The organism is Moorena sp. SIO4A1, from assembly GCF_010672065.1.
Classification (GTDB): domain Bacteria; phylum Cyanobacteriota; class Cyanobacteriia; order Cyanobacteriales; family Coleofasciculaceae; genus Moorena.
The window spans coordinates 21141-44419 of sequence record NZ_JAAHHX010000031.1 but is presented as its reverse complement, the minus strand read 5'-3'; the positions used below and the strand labels follow the sequence as shown (position 1 = coordinate 44419).

21 protein-coding genes are annotated in these 23279 nt (G+C 43.3%); 8 read left to right on the top strand and 13 right to left on the bottom strand.

The genetic code is table 11. The features are described from left to right. Positions 1 to 6 precede the first annotated feature (6 nt). Positions 7 to 1590, top strand: a complete 1584-nt coding sequence (locus tag F6K53_RS20560; protein WP_293081840.1) for a glycosyl transferase family 2 — start codon at positions 7 to 9, stop codon at positions 1588 to 1590. 60 nt (positions 1591 to 1650) lie between these two features. After that, entirely contained in the window at positions 1651 to 2502 is an 852-nt protein-coding gene (locus tag F6K53_RS20555; protein ID WP_293081837.1) for a DUF547 domain-containing protein, read from the top strand. Between the two features lie 191 nt (positions 2503 to 2693). On the opposite strand, the gene argJ is transcribed toward F6K53_RS20555, so the two are convergent. Together argJ and gatB are read right to left on the bottom strand one after the other, a co-directional pair. Next, entirely contained in the window at positions 2694 to 3935 is a 1242-nt protein-coding gene (gene argJ, locus F6K53_RS20550) for a bifunctional ornithine acetyltransferase/N-acetylglutamate synthase (RefSeq protein WP_293071834.1), read from the bottom strand. A gap of 314 nt (positions 3936 to 4249) precedes the next feature. Further along, the gene (gatB, locus tag F6K53_RS20545) at positions 4250 to 5737 is read right to left on the bottom strand and encodes an Asp-tRNA(Asn)/Glu-tRNA(Gln) amidotransferase subunit GatB (RefSeq protein ID WP_293021016.1); all 1488 of its coding nucleotides are present in this window, start codon (positions 5735 to 5737) and stop codon (positions 4250 to 4252) included. A 742-nt stretch (positions 5738 to 6479) separates the two neighbouring features. Here gatB and F6K53_RS20540 point away from each other — a divergent pair. Further along, positions 6480 to 6695, top strand: coding sequence for a hypothetical protein (locus F6K53_RS20540; RefSeq protein ID WP_293021015.1), 216 nt, complete (start codon positions 6480 to 6482; stop codon positions 6693 to 6695). 218 nt (positions 6696 to 6913) lie between these two features. Here F6K53_RS20540 and F6K53_RS20535 read toward each other — a convergent pair whose 3' ends face one another. After that, a complete protein-coding gene (locus F6K53_RS20535) occupies positions 6914 to 8137 on the bottom strand; it encodes an LL-diaminopimelate aminotransferase (RefSeq protein ID WP_293081834.1) in 1224 nt (407 codons plus the stop codon). Positions 8138 to 8242: 105 nt separating this feature from the next. On the opposite strand from F6K53_RS20535, the gene tnpB reads away from it, so the two are divergent. Then, a complete protein-coding gene (gene tnpB, locus F6K53_RS20530; protein WP_293021012.1) occupies positions 8243 to 9451 on the top strand; it encodes an IS200/IS605 family element RNA-guided endonuclease TnpB in 1209 nt (402 codons plus the stop codon). Positions 9452 to 9676: 225 nt separating this feature from the next. Here the strand turns inward: tnpB and F6K53_RS20525 are convergent, their stop codons facing one another. The 5 genes from F6K53_RS20525 to F6K53_RS20505 form a co-directional block, all read right to left on the bottom strand. Next, the gene (locus F6K53_RS20525) at positions 9677 to 10003 is read right to left on the bottom strand and encodes a thioredoxin domain-containing protein (RefSeq protein ID WP_070394815.1); all 327 of its coding nucleotides are present in this window, start codon (positions 10001 to 10003) and stop codon (positions 9677 to 9679) included. A 365-nt stretch (positions 10004 to 10368) separates the two neighbouring features. Then, entirely contained in the window at positions 10369 to 10722 is a 354-nt protein-coding gene (locus tag F6K53_RS20520; protein WP_075902645.1) for a DUF1257 domain-containing protein, read from the bottom strand. A 155-nt stretch (positions 10723 to 10877) separates the two neighbouring features. Beyond that, on the bottom strand, positions 10878 to 12404 hold the full coding sequence (locus tag F6K53_RS20515) for an AAA family ATPase (protein ID WP_293021007.1): 1527 nt from the start codon (positions 12402 to 12404) through the stop codon (positions 10878 to 10880). A 117-nt stretch (positions 12405 to 12521) separates the two neighbouring features. Next, complete coding sequence (locus F6K53_RS20510) at positions 12522 to 12869, bottom strand: hypothetical protein (RefSeq protein ID WP_075902649.1); 348 nt, start codon at positions 12867 to 12869, stop codon at positions 12522 to 12524. A gap of 676 nt (positions 12870 to 13545) precedes the next feature. Continuing rightward, entirely contained in the window at positions 13546 to 14280 is a 735-nt protein-coding gene (locus tag F6K53_RS20505; protein WP_293081831.1) for a DUF2993 domain-containing protein, read from the bottom strand. 162 nt (positions 14281 to 14442) lie between these two features. Between F6K53_RS20505 and F6K53_RS20500 the strand changes: the two genes are divergently transcribed. Further along, complete coding sequence (locus tag F6K53_RS20500) at positions 14443 to 15198, top strand: pseudouridine synthase (RefSeq protein ID WP_365939959.1); 756 nt, start codon at positions 14443 to 14445, stop codon at positions 15196 to 15198. A gap of 31 nt (positions 15199 to 15229) precedes the next feature. Continuing rightward, the gene (locus F6K53_RS20495; RefSeq protein ID WP_293021004.1) at positions 15230 to 16018 is read left to right on the top strand and encodes a RodZ domain-containing protein; all 789 of its coding nucleotides are present in this window, start codon (positions 15230 to 15232) and stop codon (positions 16016 to 16018) included. Between the two features lie 426 nt (positions 16019 to 16444). On the opposite strand, the gene malQ is transcribed toward F6K53_RS20495, so the two are convergent. The 4 genes from malQ to F6K53_RS20475 form a co-directional block, all read right to left on the bottom strand. Beyond that, the gene (malQ, locus tag F6K53_RS20490; RefSeq protein WP_293081827.1) at positions 16445 to 17959 is read right to left on the bottom strand and encodes a 4-alpha-glucanotransferase; all 1515 of its coding nucleotides are present in this window, start codon (positions 17957 to 17959) and stop codon (positions 16445 to 16447) included. A gap of 73 nt (positions 17960 to 18032) precedes the next feature. Further along, positions 18033 to 18170, bottom strand: a complete 138-nt coding sequence (locus tag F6K53_RS20485; protein ID WP_293021001.1) for a hypothetical protein — start codon at positions 18168 to 18170, stop codon at positions 18033 to 18035. A 45-nt stretch (positions 18171 to 18215) separates the two neighbouring features. Continuing rightward, positions 18216 to 20573 carry an NACHT domain-containing NTPase gene (locus tag F6K53_RS20480; RefSeq protein WP_293020999.1) on the bottom strand — a complete coding sequence of 786 codons (2358 nt, stop codon included), beginning with the start codon at positions 20571 to 20573 and terminating at the stop codon, positions 18216 to 18218. Between the two features lie 204 nt (positions 20574 to 20777). Next, positions 20778 to 21059 (bottom strand): hypothetical protein, encoded by a 282-nt coding sequence (locus F6K53_RS20475; RefSeq protein ID WP_293020997.1) that lies wholly within the window; start codon positions 21057 to 21059, stop codon positions 20778 to 20780. A gap of 174 nt (positions 21060 to 21233) precedes the next feature. Between F6K53_RS20475 and F6K53_RS20470 the strand changes: the two genes are divergently transcribed. Then, complete coding sequence (locus tag F6K53_RS20470; RefSeq protein ID WP_293020995.1) at positions 21234 to 21560, top strand: hypothetical protein; 327 nt, start codon at positions 21234 to 21236, stop codon at positions 21558 to 21560. A gap of 243 nt (positions 21561 to 21803) precedes the next feature. Continuing rightward, positions 21804 to 22190, top strand: coding sequence for a hypothetical protein (locus F6K53_RS20465; protein WP_293047109.1), 387 nt, complete (start codon positions 21804 to 21806; stop codon positions 22188 to 22190). Positions 22191 to 22374: 184 nt separating this feature from the next. Here F6K53_RS20465 and F6K53_RS20460 read toward each other — a convergent pair whose 3' ends face one another. Next, positions 22375 to 23184, bottom strand: coding sequence for a hypothetical protein (locus F6K53_RS20460; protein ID WP_293020993.1), 810 nt, complete (start codon positions 23182 to 23184; stop codon positions 22375 to 22377). Between the last annotated feature and the right edge of the window lie 95 nt (positions 23185 to 23279).

The following is a 23279-nucleotide window of genomic DNA, read 5'->3' as shown; positions in this document are numbered from 1 at the left end:
TCTCAAATGAAAACGCTATATATATGGCTTAGTTCTCTACTCCTGTTGTTAGGTTGTATCTTGATTGTGCCTCATGGGGATTTCCGAGAGGTGGGAGCTGTGCCTCGATTTTGGTTAGGTATCGGTGTGATTAGCTTAGGTTTTATGTTGTCTTGGGGATTAAGCGTCTATACTAGATATCCTGCGGAAGTTGGTAACAGCAAACTTGGGATTTCCCAACAAGCAAAAAGAATTAACAACAGAATTAACAACAGAATTAACAACAACAGTATCAAGACAAGATTTTGGCAAGAGGTCTACAGACGATTTACCAAATCTCTTAGTATCAAGTACTTCCGAAAACTCAAAACTCAGCACTCAGGACTAAATTTTTGGAGTACTACTATCCTAAGCAGGCTGCTGCTGCTACCAATGTATCCTGGAGATGATGTATGGCGCTATCTATGGGAAGGGTATATTCAAACGTTAGGGTTTAGTCCATACCATTTGCCACCTAATGCTGCTGAACTGATTCCCTACCATACCGAATGGTGGTCACTAATCAATCATCCTACTGTTTCTGCTATCTATCCACCAGTAGCGCAATTAGGTTTTCGGATCTTAGCGCTGATTGACCTTAAGGTTTGGTTGTTCAAAATTGCATTTATCTTAGCTGACTTATTAATCTGTTGGTTACTCAGTCGTCGATTTGGTTATCAACAGGCAATCTTCTATGCCTGGAATCCTTTGATAATTTACTCCTTTGCTGGTGGTGCTCATTACGACAGTTGGTTTATTTTACCCCTAGTTGCAGCTTGGTTAGTCGTTGACCAAAAAACAGAGAGTTTAAGGCGGACAAAAATAACAGAAATAGAGGAAAGGTTGGACAGTGGGACAGTAGCAGAATACTCCCCATTTACTAACCCCTTGATGTCTTCATCGGATCACTCCCTGACCTGGTGGCACTGGATTGCGTCGGCTTTGCTGGTAGGAATTAGTATGGCAGTGAAGTGGATGTCTTTGCCAATTTTAGGGTTTCTGACCTGGCAAGCTTTCCGAAAAGTAGGGGTAAAACTAGCAATAGTAGTGCTATTGTGCGGTTTCTTACCTTTTGGCATCACTGCTCTCCAATTTTGCTCTAGTGGAGAATGTCCTTTGATTCCTACTGGCTCAGTGTTTGTATCCCATGGTCGCAGTGCGGAATTGATTCCTTATATTGTTAGCGAATATTGGGAACCTTCTCGCTGGGTTAATTGGATTTATGCTTTTCCCCTAGGCTTAACGGTAAGTTGGCTAATTTTGCGATCGCGCAATTTTCAACAATTGACAGAATGGTACTTTTTTTGCCTACTAATCCTATCTCCGATTATCCATGCTTGGTACTTCACTTGGATAATTCCTTTTGCTGTTCCTTCTAGAAATCTGGGAGTACGTTTAGTCAGTATCTCTACTTTTATTTACTTTGTACTTCAGCATCGCATGGCTTTAGGTAACTACAGCTGGTATCTAACTCCTCAGGAGCGATGGTGGCTATGGTTACCCTTTGTTTTGGGTTGGTTTTGGAGCCATTACCACAATCCTAATGTTGCTCTCAACCAAAACTCAGATTGATTAGCTTTAATCAAAATTGCCTAGGTTAAGCATCTTATCGGCTAAATCATCTGAACCACTATGAATACATCCAAGAAATTACTAACCCTACTTCCAACTCTGATTATTCTGACAAGTTGTACACTTTCCGTACCGATAAATCAAGCACCAGCACAAGAGTCTCAAGTAGAAGTAAATAGAGCTACTGACACGAGTCTATTGAATTATGACGACTATGCTACTGTCCTAAAAACCCATGTCAACAAGAAAGCGCTAGTTAATTACCAAGAATTGCAGAAAAATCCAGAGCAACTGGAGACGTTTAATACCTCCTTAGGTGCTGTTGATACTAGCACCTATCAGTCTTGGGATGAAGCGGAAAAGATTGCTTTCTTGATAAATGCTTACAACTCCTTTACTCTAGAATCAATTATTGACCAAAACCCGCTCAAAAAGAGTATTCGGGATATTAAAGGAGTCTGGAAAGGACGCGAATTCAGCATTGCTGGAGAATCTAAAACCTTAGATAATATCGAACACAAGACACTGCGAACGCAATTCAACGAGCCCCGAATTCATATGGCTTTAGTTTGCGCCGCTATCAGTTGTCCTCCCTTAAGAAACGAACCTTATACTGGGGAAAAACTAGATCAGCAACTGGATGACCAGACACAGAAATTTATAGTTAGTCCCCATGGGTTTCGTATTGATCGTCAAAAAGATACCGTATATCTTTCTTCCATCTTTAAGTGGTTTGGCGAAGATTGGAAAAAAACCTATGGTGTCGATGACAAATTTACTGGTAACGCCAATCAACGGGCGGTGTTAAACTTTATCAGTGACTACCTTAGTTCAGAGGATCAGGAGTATCTTGAACAGGGGAATTACAAGATAAAATATCTGAACTATGATTGGTCTTTAAATAAACAATAACTAATTAACCATAACCAACAACAATAACCAATTAACCATAACTAGGTTGATTAATTGATTATTATAGGGATACGTGTAGGAATTGTGAGAATTTTTGTTCCCTGTTCCCTGTTCCCTGTTCCCTGTTACCTTTGCTATAAGGATTTGTTATGGTTTGTTATTGTTTAAAACGTTTTTGGTGACAAGGCTAATCAAGTGGTATATTCGGCATTAATCCGGACATAGTCATAACTCAAATCACAACCCCAAGCCTGACCAACACCATGACCATTGCCCACATTAACCTGAATTAAAACTGTATCTTCTTTAAGATAAGCACCAGCAGCAGCCTGCTTGAGATAATCACTAGCCTGTTGACGGTCAAACCCTAAGGGTTGACCATTGTCCATCAGCAAGACATCCCCTAACTGAATCCGCAGGTTTTCTTGCTCAAACGGTACTCCTGCACGGCCAGCGGCTCCGGCAATTCTGCCCCAGTTTGGGTCTCGTCCAAAGATAGCAGACTTAACCAAGGATGACCCAACAATGGTCTTAGCAATTTGACGAGCCCCTTTATCATCCGGTGCACCAGTGACTTGGACTTCAATCAAGCAGGTGGCCCCTTCTCCATCCCGTGCGATCGCTTTTGCCAAATGCTGACATACTGCTGTCAGCATCCCCTCCAACTTCACAGCGGCTGGTCCCATTTCTGTAATTGCTGATGTTCGGGACTGACCATTAGCCAAGGCAATTAGAGTGTCATTGGTGCTGGTATCCCCATCTACGGTAATTTGATTAAAACTTTTATCCGCTGCCCGCTGTAACATCTGTTGCCACAGGGAAGTAGAAACTGCAGCATCACACGTTACAAATGCTAGCATAGTCGCCATGTTGGGATGAATCATACCAGAGCCCTTAGCAATACCACCCATCCTGACCGGACGGTCATCAATCATGGTTTCCATAGCAATGGATTTAGTGACTAAATCCGTGGTAATAATCGCTTCAGCTGCTGCATCGGAACCAGTTTCGGATGCTTGTGCTACCAATGGGGGAATGCCTGACAATAGAGCATCCATCTTGATGCGTTGACCAATCACCCCTGTCGATGCCAACAAAATCGACTTAGGGGAAACATTGAGTGCTTCACCCAAAGCTTTAGCACTAGCTAGAGCATCTTGCCAACCCTGCTCACCCGTTGCTGCATTGGCTTGTCCGGCATTACACAAAATAGCACGAGCACTAGCTTTAGATTGTAAGCATTGACGGCAATAATCTACACAAGCAGCCCGGACATGACTGGTGGTGAAGACCCCAGCTGCGATCGCATCCACCTCTGATAATATCAACGCTAAGTCTGGCTGACCCGACGGTTTTAAACCTGCGGTAATGCCTGCTGCCTGATAGCCCCTGGGAGCTGTTATCCCACCACTAATCTCTTGCCAGTCCGACATGATTCCTCCATTTAACCATAATTCATGCCCGATCCGGGATTATATCAAGTCTTATGGACTTACGCACCAAGGGTATTGATCTGTAGCTTGATGTGTAGCCGTAATTTCCAGAATTGCTATAAAATCTCAAAACTTTACAAAAAAACAAAAAAAGGGGTTACACCCCTCATACAAAATAGTGTATATTTTGATATGTAGATGCACCCTGATGATCGGGAGGGTCACGACAGTGACTCTCCTTTTCTTTGTTATTTGTTATTTGTGGTTGGTAATTAGTGATTTAGTGATCAGCAACACCTGGCAAGCCCGTTGCCTCAATCACCCTTGAGCTTCTTGCCCAAAATTTGGTTAGTCAGCTTAGGATCAGCTCGTCCGCTAGTTTTCTTCATCACCTGTCCCACAAAGAAACCTTGCAGCTTGGTCTTACCATTGCGATACTGTTCGAGTTCCTTAGGATTGGCAGCCAGTACCTCATCAATAATGGTTGAGAGTTCATTTGGGTCAGAGATCTTAATCAAACCCTTACGTTCCACTAGTTCCCTAGCAGAACCACCTTGAGAGAGTAATTCTGGCAATATCTCCTTGGCAATCTTACCACTAATGGTGTCATCATCAATCAAGTTGATCAGTTCTGCCAGAGTCTCGGGTTTCAGAGCAATCTCTGTAATAGCCAGTTTCTCAGTCTTAAGATAAGCAGCAATATCTCCCATTACCCAGTTTGCGGCTTGTTTGGGATTAGCATTAGCAGCAACAGTTGTTTCAAAATACTCTGCCACTTGACGATCATCCGTCAACACCCGGGCATCATAGGCAGAAAGTCCCAGTTCACTTTCATAACGATGCCGCTTCTGGGCCGGAAGTTCTGCTAGCTCACTGCGCCATTGCTCTAATTGTTCCGTTGACACTTCAATCGGTGGTAAGTCAGGTTCAGGAAAATAGCGGTAATCGCTAGATCCTTCCTTAGTCCGCATACTAATGGTGCGTTGACTACCCTCTTCCCAAAGGCGAGTTTCTTGAATAATCGATTTTCCAGCTTCCACAGCTGCGATTTGCCGGTCAATTTCGTACTCAATCGCCTTCTGGATAGCATTGAAGGAGTTCATATTTTTGATTTCAACTTTGGTGCCAAACTCTTTCTGGCCTACAGGACGTACAGATATATTGACATCACAACGCAGGGATCCTTCTTGCATGTTGCCATCACTGACACCGATGTAGCGTACAATCCGACGCAGCTCTTGAGCGTATTCTGCTGCCTCTTGACCAGAGCGCAGATCCGGTTCTGATACTATTTCAATCAGAGGTACCCCAGCACGGTTGAAATCTACTAGGGAGTAGGTAGAACCAGCCAGTCGGTCACTACCAGCATGAACCAGTTTCCCGGCATCTTCCTCCATGTGTAGGCGAGTGATGCCAATGGTTTTACGGATAGGATTACCCTCATCATCGGACAATTCAATTTCCAGTGAGCCATGCTCAGCAATGGGCAAGTCGTATTGGGAAATCTGGTAGTTTTTGGGTAGGTCAGGATAAAAATACTGTTTGCGGTCAAATTTGCTGTAGGGAGCAATCTGGCAATTGAGTGCTAAACCCGCTTTGACAGCATACTCTAGTACCTTTTGATTCAGAACCGGTAACACTCCTGGCATCCCCATACAAATTGGGTCAATATTGGTATTAGGGGTAGCACCAAATTTTGTGGAAGAGTTAGAAAAAATCTTGGTTTCGGTACTAAGCTGACAATGGGTTTCTAAACCAATGATTGCTTCGTATTGAGTTTTAGCTGGTGCAGCAGTAGTCATTGGATGTTATAATTAGGGGTTAAGTTTATTGATGGAACTTAGGGCATTTTTTGTCCACTATTCCCAATAATGTACACTATTTAATTAGCTACAGCGTCAATCATTCCAATTACTGGCAGGATTCGATTTGACAGTTTTTCTGTAAGTTTTTGTCTTTTATAATTGGAAATTGTTAGACCTTTTTAAATACCATTATTATAGCAAATATGTCTTACGTTATAATGTCGTAATTGTACTGTTAAAGGGCTTTTTTTTACTAAATACTTACGTTTAATCCATAGGCTGGCTGATTAAAATTAGAGACTGTTTATAAAGTAAATCTTAAGACAGCTGAATAGTCGTGGGTTAGGGCGGGCAGCTCTGTTAACAGGTGAGCTTTGACAGTACTAGCCGCCTAACCCACCCTACGTCAGGATTTAAGGAAAGTTTAACAAACAGTCTCGCTTTGCAGCAGCTACGGAAATAATCAATCAGCTCATCATCTTTCCCTTTTGTGATCAGGAGTCTGCGAATATCACAGAATCATCCTAATGTCCAGATCACGTGGCTATGTTTTAGTCAGCCATTTTAGATTAATGTGACTAAAGATTCGACAGGTGCGACCCGTGGCGAATTTAATTCGCCAACGTAAAGCGCACCTAAGAAAACAAAGGTCTTTCATAAGCTAGGCGATGGACGCGCGTCCATCGCCTTTCATCAAGCAATCATCCAGTGATCTTATTAGGTCAAATCAGGGGTAAGCATGACTAATCAACAAATTCCGCTAACAGAAGACTACACTCGCCCTTGGGCTCTTATGCGTCTACTGCCTAAATGCCAAAGGTACACAGTTGCTAGGTTCTTTAATCGTCAGGATGCTCATAACCATCTCCGATTTTTGGATCGGTATATGCCAGAAGCAGAGTTTGAAGTAGTTTTCGATCTGCCTGTAAATCAGGATACTAATCAGCTGCTGTAACAGGTTAACAATCATTGACACTCCCCGCTCGTGCATAGACGGGGATTGTTGGATCAACGATTCGACTTGCTGCGGATGGTTTACACCAACCACGATACAGGTTAACTCACCCCGTCAAACCGCTGCAAAAGCCTATATCCGTCATGCCAGCCTCTTACGGTTTCTTAACACCTTGCCCTAATCCTTAACATTAATTCGACAGAGTAAAATGGTGCTTATTAATGAGATTTCAAAAATTCTGAAATTCTCTCCACTGCCCTTTCTAAAACCTCTGGTTCCTGTACTAAGGCAAAACGCACATAGCCTTCACCAGCCTTGCCAAAACCAGCTCCTGGAGAAACAGCCACCCCAGTGGCTTCTACCAAGCTAGTACAAAATTTTACTGAGTTCCCTGCCCAAGGTTCTGGCAATTTTGCCCAGACATACATAGTGGCTAGTGGCACTGGCACTGACCAACCAATGCGGTTTAAAGCATGGACAAAGGTATCCCGCCGCTGTTGATAGGTGGTGACTACAGGTTTAACAATGTCTTGAGAACCATTCAACGCTGCGATCGCACCATTGAGAATCCCCCTGTATTGGTTAAAGTCAATTGCCGCTTTCACCTGCCGCAACGCTCGAATCAATTGAGCATTACCGATAGCATAGCCAATCCGGAAGCCTCCCATATTGTAAGACTTGGAAAAGCTAAAAAACTCAATCGATACAGTCTTCTCTGGGTCTGCTTGCAAAACCGAGGGAGCAACAGAGTTGGGATTGAGGGTTTCTGGGATTTTCCCGATCTGCTCGCCATTGCCTCTGGTATCTTCAAAAACGATATCAACGTAGGGAAAATCGTGAACTAATACCAGGTTATGGCACTTACAAAACGCCACTGCTTCCTCAAAAAAAGACAAGGATGCGATCGCAGTAGTGGGATTATGGGGATAACTCAACACCATCATCCGTGCTTGAGCTAGCACTGCCTGAGGGATATCCTCAAATACAGGCAAAAAATTGTTTTCTGCCAATAGGGGCATGGGATAAATCTGACCACTGGCTAGGTGGACACCACCGGCATGGGAAGGATAGCCTGGGTCTTGTAGCAGAGCAAAATCCCCTGGATTAAGCACAGCTAAAGGTAAATGAGCTGTGCCTTCCTGAGAACCAATCAGTTGTAGCACCTCAGTTTCTGGGTCAACCGGAATACCAAATTTTTCAGTATACCAGCTAGCTGCTGCCTGACGAAACGCTCTAGTACCATGAAACAGCAAGTAACCGTGAGTGCTGGGCTCATACAACGAGGCTTCAATCGCAGCACACACATGGTTGGGAGCTGGTAAATCGGAAGACCCTAATGATAGGTCAATGATTTCTTTCCCAGCAGCTGCCAACGCTTTGGCCTGATCCATATCGGCAAATACATTTGCTTGCAGGGGTTGTAAACGTTGGGCAAACTGCATTTTAAAAATTCTCCGGGAAATTCCCCCACCGCCGCGTAGCAGGTGGGGGATGGATAGCGAGCATGGTTTGTGGTACAATTATATTAGAATTCCTCAATTGTAATAGTGCTCAAGGCATACAAGTTCAGACTATACCCAGACAACAGTCAGCACATCGCTTTAGCTCGTAGCTTTGGCTGTGCTAGATGGTTTTGGAATTATGCTCTTACTTTGTGTCAACAAACCTATCAAGATACGGGAAAAAGCTTATCCAGAGCAGCAATACAGGGACTGTTACCGGGTCTCAAAAAAGAGTACGAATGGCTCAAAGATTGCTATTCTCAATGTCTTCAGTTTGTAGCCAATAACTTATCAACCGCGTTCAAAAACTTCTTTGATAAACGAGCTAAATACCCTCGATTCAAATCAAAGAAGGGAAGGCAAACAGTGACTTATCCTCAACATTTCCACATTGAGGGAGATTACCTGAAGCTTCCAGGAAAAGTGGGTAAAGTTTACTGCCGTCAGCATCGTCCCATTGAAGGAGAATTGAGATCGGTAACAGTCTCCATGAATCCAGATGGTAAGTACTTTGCCTCAATTCTAGTTGAGGATGGAATTGAACCTCAACAACCTAACAGCCTTGGCCTTGCTATAGGTATTGATTTAGGATTGACTCATTTTGCGGTCACTAGTGAGGGTGAGAAGTATGATAATCCTAGACATATTGCTCAACACGCCAAGAATTTGAAGCGTAAGCAACAAAGTTTATCTAGGAAACAAAAAGGTAGCAAAAACCGAAACAAAGCCAGAATAAAGGTAGCCAAAGTTCAAGGTTTTATTGCCAGATGTAGAGAGGATTTTCTGCACAAACTATCCCGCAAGATAGTTAACGAAAACCAAGTTATTGTGGTGGAAAATCTCAATGTTAAAGGCATGGTTAAAAATCCTAATTTGGCTAAAGCCATTAGTGATTGTGGCTGGGGAATGTTCACAACAATGCTCACCTACAAAGCTGAATGGGCAGGGAAAATCTACGTTGAAATTGACAGATGGTTTCCATCATCGAAGCTTTGTCATGTTTGTGATCATCAACAGGTCGAGATGGACTTGTCTGTTAGAAATTGGACTTGTCCTTTTTGTGGCACTCACCATGATAGAGATATCAATGCTGCTATCAATATTAGAAATCAAGGCTTGCGGATATTGGAGTTAGGAACTAGCTCTACTGCCCTTGGAGGGGACGTAAGACAACCTGGGAAAACTTCTGTTGTCTCAGATGCAGTCCCCCATGAATTGGGAAGCCCCCGATTACGCGCAGCGTGTCGGGGGTAGTTCACTCTTAGTCTTTTTCTTTTGTCTATTCAGAGCTGATTCGTAAACTCGCTGTAATCTTTGTAGGATAAGGCTTGCGCTAAAATAGAACAATTGAACTATTTAATACCCAAAAGACAATCATAGCAATGCTTTCAGACTTCTTAAGATTTCCTTTACAAATCAGCTCTCATGCACGAGACTTTCCCATCTGCGCTGGCATTGCTCCCATTGCCCCTTACTGTCCTAATTTAAATTCTCATCCAGCATAGTTTTCAATTGAGCTTTGGTAATTGCTCCCTCATGGGATTTGGCCAGCTCACCATTTTTAAACAGTCTTAGAGCAGGGACACCCTCTACCTTGCACTTGGCAACGGCATCTTGATGTTGGTCTACTTCCATCTTAATGACTTTTAAGCGATCGCTATAATTTTTAGCAACCCAGTCCACTGATGGCGATACTAAGCGGCATGGTCCACACCAAGTTGCCCAGAAGTATACCAGTACTGGCTGCTGGGCTTTTAAAACTTCAATTTCAAAATCTTTATCTTCGATTGTAATCACATTACTCACAACGGTATCCCCTCAAAAGACTAGATTAGACTGCATTGACATAATCTATATATTAATTGCTTGAACTTCCCCCCAGCTCAAGCATGGGGGATTATAAACAATTGTTACGAGATGGGCGTCGAGCCGCATCTGGACACGTTGAGTATAGAATATTTTACTATGACTGAAAACATCATACCGTTTGCACCAGATCAAAACTCCCTTGTCAAGGAAGTTTAAATCAAGCCGTCGGAGTTCTCAGCCTTTATGGTTTATCGGCTTTTCTAAAATCGAAATTTATACAATTGCACAAAAATTTGCACAAAAAAACGGGTTAACCCGCTATACAATTGGTCAACCCGTGAGCTTGGGAACGCCTAAATGGACTACTTTTGTAGCACCAACTTAACGTTGGCATTGTTTAGCCCACGCTGCTTGACTTCTGCCAAGGTCTTGTTAACGGCATACTTCTGGTTGATGGAGTTGATCAACTCGGTTTGGTTGTGCTTCTTAGCCACACCCCAAAGGTCAGCAATCAGGTCAAAGGTGCCATCACTGTTGCGAGACCAACCTAGATCATATTCGCCTTCGAGAACGGCAACCAAGTCAGCGCGAACTCGTTGACCATTGTAGCCGCGAACATCAGCTTCTGTCTTAACATTGATTCCCAGGTCACACAGGGAAGTCTTCAGGATTTCGGCATCGGAGATTTTAGTGCGCAGAGTGCTAAAGTGAGACATGTGGATTTCCTCCAGAAAAGGTATCAGAGAAACGACAACGTAGCATTTTACTTTTATTGCTAGCCGCCCTCAACAATTACAAGCGGCTACTTATCAAACTGCTAGCAATGATGTTTTGCTAGCCTTTACTCCTGTTGGGAGCAGGAGAAAGCCTGTTAGAACTCCATACGCTGATATTCAGCTAGGGAGGATGCAGCAGGTCGCGCGCGTTGCCTAGCCCAGTCCCTCAGGGCTGCAACCTGCTCTGTCATCGTGCGCGATAGAGGCTGAGTTGATTTAATCGCGGCAATAATATCCAGTTGAGTAAACTCCCGGTCTTGAGCAAATGCCTCGTACATGGCTGCCACCATAGCTTGCTCAATCTCAGCCCCAGAAAAACCTTCAGAAACCTTAGCTAACTGTTCAATGTCAAAGCGGTCAATATCTCCACGCCGCTTTTTCAGGTGAATTTCAAAGATTTGCTGGCGTTCTTGGGTGTTGGGTAAATCAACAAAAAATATCTCATCAAAACGACCTTTGCGCAGGAATTCTCCTGGTAGGCGCTCCACTCGGTTTGCTGTCGCCATCACAAAGACTGGTGAGGTTTTTTCTTGCATCCAGGTCAGGAAAGAACCAAATATCCGACTTGAAGTACCCCCATCAGAGTCAGAAGAACCGCTGCTACCAGCAAACGACTTATCAAGCTCATCTATGAAGAGAATAGCTGGAGAGATTGATTCTGCCGTCTTCAAAGCATTGCGTAGGTTAGCTTCCGAGCGCCCTACCATCGAGCCATCGTATACTCGCCCCATATCCAGGCGCAATAGTGGCAGACCCCATAAACGAGACGTAGTTTTGGCAATTAGAGATTTACCACAGCCAGGAACCCCTAGAATCAACATTCCCTTCGGTTGAGGCAAACCATATTCTCTCGCCCTCTCGGTAAAGGCATTAGAGCGCTGCTTCAGCCAACGCTTCAGTTCCTCTAACCCTCCTATAGAATCGAGGGTTTCATCTTCTTCGATATAATCTAGGATCCCGTTGCGGCGGATGATCTGCTTCTTCTCGGATAGAACAATATCGACTTCAGCTTCGGTGAGACGACCAGCTTTAACGTAGGCTTTGCGATAAACCTTCTCTGCTTCATCGCGGGTCAAGCCTAATGCTGCTTTGAGCAGCTTTTCCCTAGTTTCTGTAGTCGTTCGGCGAGTTTTACTCTGATCCAGTTGGTGGGATAGGACTTGGTTAAGTTCCTTAAGGTTTGGTAGGGGAAAGTCAAGCACAACCACTTCCTTTTCCAACTCAATAGGAATCTGCTGCACCGGGGACATTACGATGATAGACTTTTTAAGAGACTTCTTTGCTTCCTCCCTAAAGCTTGCCATCGCATCCCGCAACCATCGGGTAGTTGCTGGTGCATCTATAAAGGGATGTAAGTCCTTAAAGATGTATATACCAGGCTCTTTTTGTTGAATTACCCACTGAACTGCTGCCTCAGGAGAGACCGTATTGTGCTGAGTGGTGTGGCGTGATTGACCATACTCAACAATCCCGTGAGTGACGGTCCAAACGAAGACTCGTTGCTGTTGAGACTTCCTTTGAGCAATCATTGCTATTGCCCTCTCTGCCCGCTCCTCCTCGGGAGTCACGAGGTAGATTAGAGGATATTGAGCTTGAATGAGAACGTTTATCTCTTCTTGCATAACTCTACCTAATATTAGAGACGGCTTACAACTGCCCAAACATCTTCAACTGAACCACTGAGCTAACTAAGTGTGCTCTGCGAGTAGATTAATTTGTCTACCTTAACTTTGGCTACCTTAACAAGGAACCAATTCCTCTTCTCCGTGAGAATCGGTACTGGAGCATACTTTTGCTGTTACCTTTTCTACTGGGAGTTCTTCCGATATCACACCAGGTTGGTTTTTCAGAGCAACTAATTTTCCCTCTGAGAGAACCAAGTCACTAGAACACTCAGGACAGGGGTATACTTTATGGGTTTGTCCATATTGGTCTACCTCTTCAACCACATCTTGATGTTCTATGTAGAATATAATCGCCCTCTCAACCATAGCTGACATTGATTCAGAATCAACAGCCGCTTTAATTTTGAGCCGGCGGTGCAATCCTGGTGGAAGATAAAGAGTAACTTTTTGCTTGTCTTGCATATATTTTTTATATCGTTGTACCCGGGTATGTATTTAACCTTATCGGCTTCCTCTCTAGCTGTCAAGACATTTAGCTGGTATAACCGCAAAATTGTTACATTACTTAATAATCTTACGGAAGGATGGATAAGGAATAGCATAAGGCGCGCCTGTAGTTGGCAACGTATGCAGCACGAAAAGGGAGCGATTGTGAAGCAAAAGACTTTCTCGACAGGGCTTACAGCGATGCAGCAAGGGAACAGGGGAGGCAGCGCCGACCTGCGGGGGTTTTCCCCGGAGACGAAACCTGATTACGTTGAGCCTTTATAGTTGATAGGCTATGCAGATGCATGGTTAAAACTTATTGATTAAGGCGAGCCTGTCTTACGGTAACTTCAAACCACTCGGGCTTTGCATGGCTGACAGGTGTGGACCCTTGCCTGGGCACACAGAACCCAAACCATCAGGAACTGCATCCAGAGGCGCGACAATCACGCGAATTTAATTCGACAACTGTAAGCGCACCTAACAAAAGCTGTTATGGGTAGGTTTTTTCCTTAAGGATGGAAAGGATGGTTTTATTACAGGTAATGACGCATTAATGACATAATTATGAATTATATAGCCACAATATCAACGCGCTTAAGCTAATTAAAAACAGCTAAAAGTATCATAAATAACGATTAAGGACTAACGACTAAGGCATTACCTTCAATCCTCCACGACATATCAGTTGTCCAGTTGTGAGGGTAAGTTCCTGAAGCTCCACCTCTGGTCCTAAATTGATTAGAAAGCCATCTAAGCTAATAGGGGGGGCATCATGATCTATCTGAACTTGCAAGGGGTTCAGTTCGAGTTGGTTGGGGGTCGCCAGTTGGATACCAGCACGAATTACTATCAGCTGGCTAGCAACATCAGGATTAGTTGAAATGCCTCTTAAGGTCAGCTGTCCTATATTGATATTAATCTTTTGCCAGCGTATTTGTGGCGATTTTGGGTCGTTACCGGGTTTAATGATATCATCTGATTTAAGGAATGTATATAATAACTCCGTCAAAGCGTTAGATAACAAGGGTGCTTCAAGAGATGATTGCAGGTCTGGTTCTAGGAGTAATAGCTGACCCACTACGGGAACTGGTTCTAAAAGACGTACGGGTTTACGCTTAATTATCTGACCCAGGTTGAGTCTAATATTACTGCCTTCGAGCTGAATTTGGCTTAGATGCAGTCCTTGATAAACTGCTTGGTTGGCAGCAAGGGCAACCTGAGGAATGTAACCAGTCAGGATTTGGCGATCGCATCCCACAATGTTTAGTTGCAATGTAGCAACTTCCTCTACTTGCGATCGCAGCCACAGCCGTAGCGCTGGGGAAATAACTTTGCTGATAATCTGACTTGGCTTTTGCTTCGAGGTTTTGGGAGTTTTAACCAAAAGAACACCTTCTTGTACTATTTGTACATAGTATTTTTGTACATAGTATTTTGAAGTCGTTGTCTAATGGAAATCAACTCCTGGGCACACTATAAGCATAAGACAAACTAGATTCAGCATCACCATAGTCCAGAAGACAAAGCTAAAGCCAAATGTTGGGTCATGGAGGAAAGAGTACAAAAAATTCTTTCACAGTGGGGTATTGCGTCACGGCGTCGAGCCGAGAAGATGATAGCCGCAGGACAAGTGCGCCTAAATGGTACGACTGTACATTTGGGGCAGAAAGCTGATCCAGAAACAGATGTAATCGAAGTGGATGGCAAACCGATCAACCCCTATCACCGACCTCAATCTATCTACCTTTTACTGAACAAGCCTGCTGGAGTAGTTTCCACTTGCCGAGATTCCCGTAATCGTCCGACAGTAATTGACTTATTACCGGATAAACTAACCAAGGGTCAGGGGATTCATCCTGTAGGAAGGCTGGATGCCGATTCTACAGGTGCATTACTACTGACCAATGATGGTGAGCTAACATTTCGCCTGACCCATCCTAGTCATCACATACCTAAGACGTATCAGGTTTGGGTACGGGGTAATCCCCCAGAATCGGTACTGCAAACTTGGCGTGAAGGTGTTAATCTGCTGGGTAAAAAAACGTTACCCGCTCAAGTTCGTGTACTTAAGCGTAAGGGTCAATCCACACTTTTGGAGGTAGTCTTAACGGAAGGTAGAAACCGACAGATCCGTCGTGTTGCTCAACTCCTAAGCTATCCAGTGATTCATCTACATCGTACTGCTATTGGCCCGATTAAATTAAATCTACCAGGAGAGCAAATTCTTCCTTGTGGTGACTACCGTGCCTTGAATGATGTAGAGGTGAGTTTTATTACCAGTAAATCCACCATTGTTCAGTAAAAATGCCAGCAGATGTCGAGGAGTACCGTGTATGAATGAAAACAAAGTCCCGTTGCAGCAACAACAAGAGAAGAAGCTGGCAGAAATGGGTTCATATCTGTGTCAGTTACGTACTCAACAGTGTAAAACCATTGAGGAAATTGCCGCTTGCACCCGAATTAATGCACGATTTTTGAGGGCAATAGAGCAAGGCAAGCTAGACCAATTACCAGAACCTGTGTATGTTCAAGGGTTTATCAAGCACTTTGGGGATGCACTAGGCTTAAATGGAGACGAGTTTGCCAAGGCTTTTCCCACTGGGGTAACTGTAAAAAGGTCAAAACTTTCCTGGGGTAACAGTAGGGTTCCTCAACTGCGACCGTTTCATCTTTATTTGTTCTACATTTGCTTGGTTATTAGTTCAGTGAGTGGCTTATCTGTCCTAATCAACCCTTCTAAGCCACAAATAACTGATAAGGAACCAAACTCGTCTCCAGCTCAATTGTTACCGACACCCGGTAATTTAGATCAAACTAACTCCCAAGCGCAGTTAGCCTTAACCAAGATACCGTCGGGTCCAAATAAGCCAGTTCAGGTGGATATCACTCTCAAAGGTAGATCTTGGCTTCTGATCGTGGCAGATGGGAAGAAAGAATATGAAGGCATCCTAGAAGAAGGAACCCAGAAGACTTGGGTTGCTAACGAAAAACTATTTGTTAAAGCTGGCGATGCTGGGAATGTAATTGTTGAGTTCAATAACCAACAGGCAAAGCAGATGGGGGCTCCTGGTGCAGTAGAAGCATTAACCTTTGCCGCTAAACCTAGACCCTCTCTCCAGTAGTCAAGCTTTCTAGGGGAAAAGGATTAAACTAATCAATATTAAACATTAAAAAAGCAGATAATTGGGAGCAAAAACCTATAGATTTTAATAAAAAAATCACAACCTATATTATTTCAAATTCAAAATATATGTATGAAAACCAATGCTGATTGACCATAACACCAAACAATTGTCGGCTCTCTTTCCTAATGTTACCTGTTAACTTTGTTAATCAATTAAAGTTGAACATATCAACTTAAAATACTATAGCAACGACTTAACTTATATAAAGCCCAGTTAATCCCTTGTATATAATAGGATTGTGATTTGACGATTGTAAATTAATAATTAACATTTGTCAAATTATAAACAACCAATAATGACTTAAGTAGGATTAATCTTAATAGGATTAATTGTTAAAACTATTCGAATATAATATGACTAGGCTTAATAGTCAGAACTGACGGGAGCACGACCGTAAGTGTGAGTGAGGATTTTGAGGCGATTAGCCAATTCTTCACTCAACGCATTCGGTCGATAGCGCCATTGCCAGTTACCTTCCACGGTACTGGGAAAATTCATTCGAGCATCTGTGTCCAGACCTAAAATATCTTGCACAGGAATAATCGCTTGGTTGGCAATACTACTGAGCGCTAATCGGATTAAATCCCAATGGATGCCTTCTTCGCTAACTGGTCCACAGTAATTAATTATAATCTGCTTATCTTCAGCAGAGAGTTTTTTAAACCAACCTACTGTTGTGTCATTATCATGGGTACCAGTGTAAACCACACAGTTGCGGACATAGTTAAACGGTAAGTAAGGGTTACTTGATCCCCCACTAAAGGCAAACTGTAAAATTTTCATACCAGGAAACTGGAACCGTGAGCGTAATGCTTCTACTTCTGGAGTGATGATCCCTAAATCTTCGGCAATAATTGGCAAATTTCCCAACTTGTCTTGGAGTACTTCAAAAAATTCTTTTCCTGGTGCCTTAACCCATTCTCCAGTGATGGCAGTTGTTTCTCCTTGCTTGACTTGCCAGTAGGCTTCAAATCCCCGGAAATGGTCAATCCGCACAATGTCTACATACTCCAAGATGGTTTGGAAGCGTTGTATCCACCATCGGAAGTTATCTGCCTCTAACTGTTTCCAGTTGTATACTGGATTACCCCACAACTGACCTGTGGCACTGAAATAGTCCGGAGGCACCCCAGCCATGAGTGTGGGTTCGCCAGTTTCGTGATCAATGGCAAAGATTTCCCGATGAGCCCAGACATCAGCACTATCGTGAGCCACATAAATTGGAATATCACCAATAATCTGGATCTGGTGATGGTTGGCGTACTGTTTGAGAGCTGACCACTGGCAGAAAAACTCAAACTGTAGGTATTTGTAGAAATAAATTTCATCCTGCAATTTCTGCCGCCAATACTCAACTGCTTTGGGTTGAGCCATAGCAATGTCTCGTTCCCAAGTATGCCAGCTACTCTGGTCAAACGCATCATGAACAGCCATAAATAAAGCATAGTCTTCCAACCAGCTGGCTTTTGCTTGACAAAATTCTGTAAATTTCTGGTGCTGTTGGGGTGAGGCGTTGGCACGGAAGCGATCGCAAGCTTGGTACAACAGGGGCATCTTGGTTTGAATTACCTGATCATAATCCACTGAGTCAAGGGGAAACTCTGGTAGATTGGCAAAGTCTTCATCCTTGAGCAGTCCCTGCTTTTGCAATTGTTCTGGGCTAATGAGCAGGGGATTGCCTGCCATGGCTGAGTAAGAGTCATAGGGAGAGTTACCATACCCAATCGGACCAAGGGGCAATATTTGCCAGTATTGCTGGGCGCTTTGTGCCAAAAATTCAATGAATTGATAAGCCTGTAAACCTAAGTCACCAATACCAAAGGGACTAGGTAGGGATGTCGGATGGAGCAAAAGACCACTAGATCTCGGAAAAGGCATAAAAAAGCAATCAACAATAGTAAGTAAGCCTGACGACATTATCACCGTAGCACGGGTCAAAAAGGCTTAAGGGTTAAGGGTTGAACGCGCACGCGTGGCCATTCGCGTAGCGTGGCCCATTCGCGTAGCGTGGCCTTTTGGCCAAGGCCAAGGCCAAGGTTGTTCGCCCCGTATTCGGTTTAGGGTAGGTTAAAGCTTGAAGGGGTGACAACCTACTTGTCACCCCTTCAGGTCAACATCGACCGTGAGGGATCAATTACGAGTGGCACAGGGGCAACAACAACGTATCTTCTATTTCTTTGCGCACCGTCAGACTCAGCTGACAATTACTATTGAGGCACTCTACTAGCAAGTGATTAACACGACTATACTGCTCTAACCAATCTTGGGATGTCTTGGTCAAATGCCATTGGTGACCAATATTGCGATGCTCTATCATCAAGGCTCTTAATTGTGATACCCATTCCGCACCATGACTTTGCCACCATTCTTGAATACTATCTCGGTCGTCATCATCTAGGTCAGGTAGCTGATTTTTAAGCTTCTCTAGATAGTCTCCTATAGACTCAATCCCAGTCAGGTGATTCAAATCAAGGGCAAGGTAAAGAGCACTGAGTCGGTCGTAAACTAGTTCTGCTGTCATAGCTTGGGCAACAGCTAAAGCATGATCTAAAGCTAAATCTAGGGCAAGTTCACTACCCAACTCTCCTCCTAGTCTGTGATCAATAGCCAAAGCTAAGGCTTGATTCCGGGAAAGAGGATGGCTAGGAGGAAGGGCAAGGGTCATGTAAAAAGCACGGACTGCTGCTGGCTTGTAGGGAGTATAGATCTCGAGGGATTTGATCTCGATCCAGTTCAAGAACTTTGTCAAGTTATCATCTAAAGCCATAGCGCTTGGTGTCAGTTTGACTGAGTCAAGCACCATTTCTGAACAGACTAACCGATTAATCTGTTGCTTGATCAGCAACAATAGCTGATCAGCATCTGGCAACATTTGTGCTGTGAGTAAAAATACTTCCCGCCAACGTTTCTCCTGTAGGTGTTCGACTAGCTGTGACAAAGACATCCCAGTGCCGATCACAATCGCTCTGGCGGTAAAATACTCTTGAAATGTCAGATGCGAGAATGAGTAGATTCGTCTTGCCCGCTCTACCAATAGTCCATGCTGCACCTCAATAGATTTGAGTACTGCTAAGCTATCTAATTCTAGAGCTGCCTGGTTGCTTTGAGTTGCTGGTAATTTCCGTAAATAATCAGCAATTAATTGTTGCAGCCGAATTTCTTCAAAGAAATACTCCCCTTGCTCAAAGGTGATAACTGCTAATTGAGAAAGTAATTCTAGCTTGTGGGGCAAGGATAAATTACGATAAATATCATCTCGCTTAACACCCCGGGCTTCATCCCAGCGAATCAGTAGTAAGTCTAGTCCTTGCTGGTAAAGATCAGAGCGTTTTACAGGAAAGTCAGCTTTGGTTTGAAAAACCAGACAGGCTAGATTCAGCAAGACTGGTGTTGTTGCTAGTTCTCTAATTTGCTGATTTTCTGGCAGCTTCATCTGCTCGATAAACAGAGATGCTTTCTCCAAACCTGATTCTGGGTCATTCCTTGCTACCGCCACAAACCACTTTTTAGCAAAGTGTTGAATTTGTGCTGGTTTGAAGTCAGCAATCTCAACCTCAGTAAATCCCTGAAATCGATACTGTTGAGCTGCAATGCGACATGTGATAATCAGCTGATTTTTGTAATACTTTTCTGAAATCTTACGAATTTGTTGAATAACTTGATTACTGGCACTTTCCGGGACTTCATCCAAGCCATCCATTAAGATCAAGGCTCTGCCATAGCTGAGGATAGTTTCAATATCTTGTTCTGAAATACCACAACTTTGAAGCTCTTGATTAATGTAGTTAAATAGGCTGAAACTACATTCGATCATAGCATCCTCGGCAAAGTTTTTCAATCGAATCAACATCGGAACCCGATCCGATTGAAAATTTCCTTGATTGCACTGAATAGCCAGATATTGCAAAAAGGTGGTTTTCCCAGAGCCAGGTTTACCTAGCACCATCATTTTAGGATAGCGTTCTACCGCTTGCAGTCCTGGTATGCTTTCCCGGCGCACTTTGCCTATACCCAAGCGGTCAAATTCCTCCGCTGGGAAGCCTTGCAAATCGTCAATTTCCAACCATCGTTGACTAGTGATTTCTTCGAGAATATTCACATCCACGTAGATGTGATCTAAACTAACCGGTCGAGCAATATCTAATAGGCGTAGAGTGCCACACTGATTTTGAATTTTGTCATGGTAGTGCGATCGCACTTTGGTGACGATGGCATCAACTCTACTTTTGTCCTCAGCTGCTTTCTTTTCTGCATCTATCTGAGCATCTTCTGGTATAGCGACAATGTCTTCCATCTCCAAATCCAGATGAAAGCAGATTTCGCTAAAAACGCGGCGGTCAACGGGTTTACCGGCAAAAAACTTCCAAATCGGTTGGCGAGTTTCTATGCCGATTTCACCCGCAAAATATTCTTGTGTCCATCCCTTGCGTTCAAAAGCCTGTTTGGCTTTTTTGATGCCGTCTGGAGATGCCTGGAGAGATCGCTTTGCCATAGCTCAAGCTTAATTTACTGAAAAATCTTTCGACACTCATCTATAGATTTCCCGAAAAATAGGTCAAGAGCCACAAGGAACGGATCACAATGGGAAATTTTTGATCAGAGGGGGTGATGGGGTGATGGGGTGATGGGGTGATGGGGTGATGGGGTGATGGGGTGAGAAGTATATAGAAATCCTCAATCATTTGTGAAAAAGAACCTATGGTGAGATTCTTACTTCTGTTCCTCCACTTCCGGTCTGAGGTTCCTCTGCCCCTTTTCTGGTGTTTGACAACTCAAATCGGATTGCTATATTTTCTTCTATCCCACTCTCAAGGGTCCGACCGTTGATTGTTCTCGGACAAAAGATGACGTTAAACGTGAGGCAAGAGGATATCCATGTTGCCTGCAAGCCTTTTTCCTTTTCACCCTCTCCCATTTCTGGTGAGTCATTGGTATACATCAACTCAAACACAACAAAAACGCAATCGCAAACATCCAAACTTCATCCTGAAACTATAGCATCAATTCAGTTCAGTAATTTTTCGTACACTTTAGGCGTTCGGTGAAGAGGACTGTGAACCATGACTAACGGTATGATAACGACCTTCATTGATTACTGACTTGGTGTCATACTAAGGCTTATTTCTATATCTCAATCAACTTAACTCTACTTATGAACCATCGTTATTGGAGAACCTTTATCGAAGCAGCTGCTGTCACTACCTGCCTGATGTTTGTCAATGGGATTCCCCCAATGACTGAAAATTTTATCTCTGCAACCCTTATGAATAATAAGTTTTTCCAGAATTATAAGGATGGCGTTAAGGAAGTAGTCGCTCAAGAATCTACTTACCCCTTGAATAGTTTATCACTATCATCCTTAGGGAGTGTGGAAAGTTTACCTGAAAAATTATGGAATGTCAAGTTTAACCAATTAACAGCATCAACGGTTAGCCAGAAATATTTCATTGATTCTGCTTTTAGCTTAGGGAGTTTTTAATGATGCTATTCATAGGTTTATTACACTATAAATAGATAATCAGGAGTTAAAATGTTACAAGTGTGTCTACAGCAACCCTGGCCCCTGGATAAACCAATTAGCAAAATTGTATTTCCAGCAATTTTACCAAGCAGCTTGGGAAATTTTGCCACATTATGCTTGATGTTATCCCCACAGGAAATTCAGTATTATCTATTCAGCAAGCCCCACAGTCAATTTGTCTTCATCAATTCGCCTCATCCTATGCTACTATGGGTTACTGTGCTTGAGTCTACAGCACAGGACTCTCGGTTACTCCCTTGCTATCTAGACTTGAAAACCTCGAAAGTTCAGACCATTACTCGTTGCTTAGCAGATAAAGGCTTCTATCGACTACTGTTGTTTTCCACTGAAGAACCACAACGCTGTAACCAGGTAATGACCGTAACGCTTACACCCCAACAATGCCACATGTTACAAGAGTCGGCTAATACTGGTCAAACCTCACAACCTATAGCTCAACCCATAGTCAGCAGACGCATACTAAAGATAAAATTTGAACAACTCAAATCCCAAGTGTTGAATAAATGGGATGCTCTGGACAGGTTTAATTCCCCAACCCAGGCAGAACTTGCTCATTCCATTTCCTAGTTTCCAGCTTCTTCTAACCTTAGGTATTATCATATCATTGCTAGTATGATATAATTCACCTTTGAATACTTATCATTCTGGGAAGCTGGCTGATTAGTCATTGGTGATTGGGTAGATATGACAAAGAACAAATTGCTAATTATTAATAATGACTAATTAAAATTTATTCACGATCGAGATTTTCCTAATTGTTCACAATTGGCAAGAACTCCTTTCTCTGTGATGAATATTCCCAGGCAATTCCGTCTGGATCTTTACTTTGACTCCATTGTGAAAAGTCGGCATCAGATTTACGTTTACCAACTGTGCTGGAATGAACATTCAGTCGCTTCGCTAATTCGGCTTGGATCAGAGGTTGATAAACTTTCTTATCCTGCTTCTTTTTGACCGAGTTTTTTTGATCACCTGAAGCATCAGCAGTAAAGGCAGCTAGTTTTGAGGCAACAGATTCTTGTGATCGTGGAGTTTCTACCAATTTTGGGATTTCACTGGTAGAGAACTCATCTTTTTGGACCTGTAGTTCTAAAGACGGGGTTGGTTGACTGGTGTTGGATTCACTCTCAGGCTCGAAGGAGGATTCACTTTCAGGCTCGAAGGATGGTTCACTCTCATCAAAGATACTACCGAGAGCGCTAGCAGTCAGAAAGTAATAAACAGTGCCAATGTCATCATAGGTTCGACTCTGAGCTCCAAACTCCTGTGCCTTTTTCTCTAAATACTGTTTCGCTGCAGTTCCAGAAATATCTGCCTTGATCGACAAGTCAATGGGTGTCAGACAACCTTGGTTATCTTTAATCAGTTGATTGAAGAAGGGATTAACTTTCCGAGTCCACTTCTGCCATTGATATTGCTGCCAAAGCCTGATGATGATAATCAAGATTAGCATTGCCAGTACGATCGGCCATGCCTTTAGCAACAGAACCATCACCAATGCGAAGGGGATGATCAGAATGAGAATTCCAGTGGCACTGCTATCGATTACTTTTCCAGTCATCTGACTTCACGGGGTAGGGAAACCGCGTCTTTTTAAAGCGCGGAGGAACTACGACAAAGCGCGGTTTTAACCGCACCTTATCCCTCGCTCAACTG

What these genes read in the sequence shown, in the direction of transcription:
- F6K53_RS20560 (WP_293081840.1), top strand. Translation starts at nt 7, where the DNA reads ATGAAAACGCTATATATATGGCTTAGTTCTCTACTCCTGTTGTTAGGT.
- F6K53_RS20555 (WP_293081837.1), top strand. Translation starts at nt 1,651, where the DNA reads ATGAATACATCCAAGAAATTACTAACCCTACTTCCAACTCTGATTATT.
- argJ (WP_293071834.1), bottom strand. Translation starts at nt 3,935, where the DNA reads ATGTCGGACTGGCAAGAGATTAGTGGTGGGATAACAGCTCCCAGGGGC.
- gatB (WP_293021016.1), bottom strand. Translation starts at nt 5,737, where the DNA reads ATGACTACTGCTGCACCAGCTAAAACTCAATACGAAGCAATCATTGGT.
- F6K53_RS20540 (WP_293021015.1), top strand. Translation starts at nt 6,480, where the DNA reads ATGACTAATCAACAAATTCCGCTAACAGAAGACTACACTCGCCCTTGG.
- F6K53_RS20535 (WP_293081834.1), bottom strand. Translation starts at nt 8,137, where the DNA reads ATGCAGTTTGCCCAACGTTTACAACCCCTGCAAGCAAATGTATTTGCC.
- F6K53_RS20520 (WP_075902645.1), bottom strand. Translation starts at nt 10,722, where the DNA reads ATGTCTCACTTTAGCACTCTGCGCACTAAAATCTCCGATGCCGAAATC.
- F6K53_RS20515 (WP_293021007.1), bottom strand. Translation starts at nt 12,404, where the DNA reads ATGCAAGAAGAGATAAACGTTCTCATTCAAGCTCAATATCCTCTAATC.
- F6K53_RS20510 (WP_075902649.1), bottom strand. Translation starts at nt 12,869, where the DNA reads ATGCAAGACAAGCAAAAAGTTACTCTTTATCTTCCACCAGGATTGCAC.
- F6K53_RS20500 (WP_365939959.1), top strand. Translation starts at nt 14,443, where the DNA reads ATGGAGGAAAGAGTACAAAAAATTCTTTCACAGTGGGGTATTGCGTCA.
- F6K53_RS20495 (WP_293021004.1), top strand. Translation starts at nt 15,230, where the DNA reads ATGAATGAAAACAAAGTCCCGTTGCAGCAACAACAAGAGAAGAAGCTG.
- malQ (WP_293081827.1), bottom strand. Translation starts at nt 17,959, where the DNA reads ATGCCTTTTCCGAGATCTAGTGGTCTTTTGCTCCATCCGACATCCCTA.
- F6K53_RS20480 (WP_293020999.1), bottom strand. Translation starts at nt 20,573, where the DNA reads ATGGCAAAGCGATCTCTCCAGGCATCTCCAGACGGCATCAAAAAAGCC.
- F6K53_RS20470 (WP_293020995.1), top strand. Translation starts at nt 21,234, where the DNA reads ATGAACCATCGTTATTGGAGAACCTTTATCGAAGCAGCTGCTGTCACT.
- F6K53_RS20465 (WP_293047109.1), top strand. Translation starts at nt 21,804, where the DNA reads ATGCTACTATGGGTTACTGTGCTTGAGTCTACAGCACAGGACTCTCGG.
- F6K53_RS20460 (WP_293020993.1), bottom strand. Translation starts at nt 23,184, where the DNA reads ATGACTGGAAAAGTAATCGATAGCAGTGCCACTGGAATTCTCATTCTG.